3 protein-coding genes and 2 pseudogenes are annotated in these 5,065 nt (G+C 72.6%); all 5 read right to left on the minus strand.

Annotated elements, in window-relative coordinates; translation table 11 throughout:
* A pseudogene (locus DY240_RS10670) lies at nt 1-221 on the minus strand (ribonuclease HI); the annotation flags it as partial.
* A gap of 70 nt (nt 222-291) precedes the next feature.
* Entirely contained in the window at nt 292-1,203 is a 912-nt protein-coding gene (locus tag DY240_RS10675; RefSeq protein ID WP_119659892.1) for an aminoglycoside phosphotransferase family protein, read from the minus strand.
* A 636-nt stretch (nt 1,204-1,839) separates the two neighbouring features.
* Nucleotides 1,840-4,104, minus strand: coding sequence for an ATP-binding cassette domain-containing protein (locus DY240_RS10680; RefSeq protein WP_119659893.1), 2,265 nt, complete (start codon nt 4,102-4,104; stop codon nt 1,840-1,842).
* On the minus strand, nt 4,101-4,880 hold the full coding sequence (locus tag DY240_RS10685) for an ABC transporter permease (RefSeq protein ID WP_119659894.1): 780 nt from the start codon (nt 4,878-4,880) through the stop codon (nt 4,101-4,103). The genes DY240_RS10680 and DY240_RS10685 overlap by 4 nt, the downstream gene beginning before the upstream one ends.
* Nucleotides 4,877-5,065, minus strand: a pseudogene (locus DY240_RS31845) (daunorubicin/doxorubicin resistance ABC transporter ATP-binding protein DrrA); the annotation flags it as partial. The pseudogene DY240_RS31845 and the gene DY240_RS10685, both read right to left, overlap by 4 nt.

Below are 5,065 nucleotides of genomic sequence, written 5' to 3' on the forward strand. Positions count from 1 at the left end.
GGCCGCCGGGCGCGGGTCGCCTTGGCGACCGGCTCGGCCGGGACGAGGGCGGGCTCGGCGTCGGCGCCGGCGGGCACCGGGATCAGCGCGGGAGCACCGGCGCAGGCCGCGTGCACCCAGGCCCGGTTGCGGCCGCTGCCGGAGCTCTCGATCTCTTCACCGGGCCGGATGTCTCCGCCGCACGCACCACACCGGCCGGCGAACTTCGCGAGCACAGGCACCCTCTCCCTTCGGGGAACGACGTGCGGAACATTACCCGCGGCCGCCGACAGACCGGGGCGGCACGCGCGGTCAGGTCCGATGGCGCAGCAGGACCGTCGCGAGGGCGACGTCGGCGGGGTCCAGGGCGGTCTTCCCGTCCTCGATCTCCCATGGCGCGTTCTGCAGGACCCGGCCCAGCGTCCACCCGGCCGCCCGCTCGCGGTCGACGCCGACCAGCTCGGTGAGCAGGTCGAACCGGCGCAGCACGACCCGCTCGACCCCACCGGCCACGACGGTGTCCCAGCGGCTGTTCAGGGCCGGCCAGAGGTCGAAGGCGGGGTCGCCGGCCAGCGGCACCGGGTCGATCGCCAGCCACGGCTCGCGCTCGCCGGCCAGGACGTTCTCGGCGTGCAGGTCCCAGTGCAGCAGCCGGTCGCCGGCGTCGGACAGCAGGCCGGTGACGGCGGCGGCGCAGGCCTCGACCAGCCGGCGTTCGGCGGCGTCGCGCAGGGCCGGCACGGCTCCCGGCGCGGCGGACACCGTCGCGGCGGCGACGTCGGCCAGCCGCGGCAGGCCGTCCGGCGCCGGCGCCTCGACCAGCAGCCCGCCGAGGACCGTCATGACGGCGTCGTCGTCGGGCACGGCGGCCAGCGGCCGGGCGGCGTCGAGGCGCTCCAGCAGCATGGCGCCGGTGCCGGCGTCGTGGTCGAGCAGCCGGACGACGCCGTCGCCGTCCCAGGTGCGCAGCCCGAGCACGGCGGCGGTGGTCTCCTCACCGGACGGCTGCAGCCGCAGCACCGCGCGCGTGCCGTCGGCCCGGGTGACCGGCTGGACCAGCGCCGCCATCCCGTTGCCGGGCGGGCCGTCCGGGCGCAGCCTCCATCGCTCCAGCGTCCGGTCGAGCAATCCGGGCAGCCCGGCCAGCCAGGCCCGGCCGGCGTCGTCGCGCCCGTACGACGCGACGAGGGCGTCCGGCGCCGCGGAGAGGATCATCGCCGCCATCGTAAGAGAGCTGGAGCAGCTAACGTCGGCCGTCCCCCTGCTGCCCATCCTCGTGGCCGCGCAACCGCGCCTCAAGTCCGCGCGCGTGGTGGTCGGGCTTCGCTGTGGTCGGGGCGCTTGGACTTGACCCGCGGTTGCGCGGCCAAGAACGGGCAGCTATCAGGGGGACGGGGGCAGAGCGGGCACGACTTGGCGTTGGCGTGCCCGTTTCGTCTCGTTTTGCCGGACTACGGACCGCCATNTGGCGTTGGCGTGCCCGTTTCGTCTCGTTTTGCCGGACTACGGACCGCCATGATCATCTAGGATCGTGCACGTCACGAGGATTACGTGAGCTTCACCATGGCTGTAGGGGTGTTGACGCTGGGGTAATCCTCGTGATGGCCCCCGAATCACCGTGAAATCTCACCAGGTGGACGCTCAACGACACTAACGCCACCCGGAAGCCGACCGAACGCCCCGGAAGCCGTCGCCACACTTCCCCCGTCCCCCTGATAGCTGCCCGTTCTGAGCCGCGGACGCGCGGGTCAAGCGGACATCGCCGGCGCGAAGCGCCTCCATAGTCCGCTTGAGGCGCGCGCCCGCGGCCAAGACCATCGGGCAGCAGGGGGACGGGGAGCTTCTCCATGAACGCCGAACTCAGTCGGCGAGATGACGGGCCAGGTAACGACCGGTGTACGTCGACCCGTCGGCGGCCAGCGCCGCCGGCGTCCCCTCGAACACCACCCGGCCGCCGTCGTGGCCGGCGCCGGGCCCGAGGTCGACGATCCAGTCGGCCGCCGCGACGACGTCGAGGTTGTGCTCGATGACGATCAGCGTGTTGCCGTCGTCGACCAGCCGGTGCAGCAGCGCGATCAGGTGCTCGACGTCGGCGAGGTGCAGGCCGGTGGTGGGCTCGTCGAGCACGTAGAACCGGCCGCCCACCACCAGCTCGCTGGCCAGCTTCAGCCGCTGCCGTTCGCCGCCGGACAGCGTGGTGAGGGTCTGGCCGAGCGTGAGGTAGTCGAGGCCGACGTCGCTCAGCCGCGTCAGCATCGTCCGGATCGCCTTCTCGGTGAAGAACTCCAGACCCTCGGCGACGCTCATCTCGAACACGTCGGCGATGGACCGGCCCCGGACGAGGTACTGCTGCGCCTCGTCCTTGAAGCGCCGCCCGCGGCAGACCTCGCACACGGTGGTGACGCCGTCCATGAACGCGAGGTCGGTGAAGATCACCCCGGCGCCCTGGCACTCGGGACAGGCGCCGTCGGAGTTGGGGCTGAACAACGCCGCCGGCGCGCCCGTCGTGCGGGCGAACAGCGTCCGGATCGGGTCGAGCATGCCGGTGAACGTGGCCGGGCTGGACCGCCGCGACCCGCGGACCGGGCTCTGGTCGAGCATGACGACGTCGGGCCGCACGGCCGGCAGGTGGCCGCGGATGAGGCTGCTCTTCCCCGACCCCGCCACCCCCGTGACCACCGTCAGCACCCCCAGCGGCAGGTCGACGGTGACGTCGCGCAGGTTGTGCGTCGACGCGTGCTCGATGCGGACGTGCCCCGACGGCGTCCGCACGGCGTCGCCGTCGCGCGAGACCCGCGGCGCCCGCAGCCCCTGTCCCGTCCGCGTCTCGGACTTCACCAGGCCGTCGTACGGCCCCTCGTACGTGACGGTGCCGCCCGCCCGCCCGGCCCCCGGCCCCATGTCGATGCAGTGGTCCGCGATCGCCATGATCTCCGGGTCGTGCTCCACGACGACGACCGTGTTGCCCTTGTCGCGCAGCTCGAGCAGCAGTTCGCCGAGCCGGTGCACGTCGCGCGGGTGCAGCCCGACCGTCGGCTCGTCGAACACGTACAGCAGGTCGGACAGGCTGCTGCCGAGGTGCCGCACCATCTTGACCCGCTGCGACTCGCCACCGGACAGCGTCGACGTCGCACGGTCGAGGCTGAGGTAGCCCAGGCCGAGGATGCCCAGCCGCTCGACCTGCTCCGCGGCGTCCTGCACGAGCGGCGCGACGCTGGGGTCGTCGATGGCCCGGATGGCGTGGACGAGGTCGTCGGCCTGCATCGCGTTGAGGTCGGCGATGGACAGCCCGTTGATCAGCGACGAGCGCGCCGCCTCGGCCAGCCGGGTGCCGCCGCAGTCCGGACACGTGCCACGCGTGACGATGCGCTCGAACGCCTCGCGCGTCTTCCCCTTGAACGACTCGGGCTCCTTGTGCAGGTAGAGCCGGTGGAACCGGGCGATGACCCCTTCGTAGCTGGTGACGTCGGGGTTCGGCGCCTTCAGCTCGCCCTGCTCGGCGTACATGAGGATGCGCCACTGCTCGTCGCTGTACTCGCGCAGCGGCACCGACGGGTCGAAGAACCCGCTCCTGGCGTAGGACCGCCAGAACCACTGGCCGACGCCGAACGCCGGGAACGTCAGCGCGCCGTCGTCGAGCGAGCGGTCGCGGTCGACCAGTTGCGTCTCGTCGACCACGCTGACCACGCCCAGGCCCTGGCAGCGCGGGCACATGCCCTGCGGGTCGTTGAACGAGAACGCGTTGGAGTAGCCGGCGAACGGCCGGCCCGCCCGGGAGTAGATCAGCCGCAGCCGGGCCCCGATGTCCGTGGCCGTGCCGACGGTGGACCGGGCGCCGCCGAGCCGCTTCTGGTCGACGACGGTGACGGCGCACAGGTTGGCCATGCGGTCGACGTCGGGCTGGCCGTAGCTGGGCAGCCGGCTCTGCGCGAACGCGCTGAACGTGGCGTTGAGCTGGCGCTGGGACTCCGCGGCCAGGGTGTCGAAGACCAGCGACGACTTGCCCGACCCGGACACGCCGGTGACGACCGTCAGCTGGTGCTTCGGGATGTCGACGTCGATGTTCTTCAGGGTGTGCTCACGGGCACCACGGACCTCGATGTAGCCGTGATCGGCCAACGTCATCGGTTCAGCCTCCGATAGGCAGCGGCGGACAGCGGTGCGAACACCACGACCATCAGGATCGGCCAGATCACTGACAACGCCTGTCCGTGATCGGCCGGCCAACTTCCGCCGGTCACGCCGGGATTGCCGAATAGCTCGCGGACCGCGTCCGCCGTCGCCGACAGCGGGTTCCACTCCGCGACGGCGCCCAGCCACGACGGCATGGTCGCGGGGTCGAGGAACACCGTGGAGAGGAAGCCGACCGGCCAGACCATGATCTGGACGCCGGCGACGGCCTCCGGCCCGGGTGCCTTCAGGCCGGCCCAGACGCCGACCCACAACAGCCCGAACCGGAGCAGGAGCAGCAGCCCGTACGCCGCCAGCACGTCACCGGCATCGCCGGACCACCGCCAGCCGAGAGCGAACCCGGCGACGGTCATCGCGGCGAGCCCGGCCACAGACGCCGCGAGGTCGGCCAGGCACCGCCCGGCGAGTACCGCGCCGCTGTGCAGCGGCAGCGACCGGAACCGGTCGGTCACGCCGCGCTGGGCATCCGTGGTGATCGCGATCATCGTGGTCTCGAGGCCGAACAGCATGGTCAGCGCCAGCACCCCGGGCACGACGAACGGCACGTAGCCGGCCGCGCTGCCGGCGATCGCACCGCCGAACAGGCCGCCCATCATCAGCACGACGAGCACCGGGAACAGCAGCGTGACGAGGAACGGCACCGGCTGCGCCCGCCAGTGCGCGAACGTGCGGCCGGCCAGCACCAGCGAGTCGTGGACCAGCGAATTCATCGAACCTGCCCTTCGGCGGTGTTCACGTGCACGAAGACGTCGTCGAGCGTGGGCCGGCGGACGGCGACGTCCTCCGGCGTCAGGCCGGCGGCGGCCAGCGCCGCGCAGAACGCGGTGACGGCGCCGGCGCCGGCCACCGGCACGGCGACGGCAGGCCCGGCGACCTCGACGGCCCCGACGGCGTG

The sequence above is a fragment of the Jiangella rhizosphaerae genome, from assembly GCF_003579925.1.
In the GTDB taxonomy this organism is placed as follows: domain Bacteria; phylum Actinomycetota; class Actinomycetes; order Jiangellales; family Jiangellaceae; genus Jiangella; species Jiangella rhizosphaerae.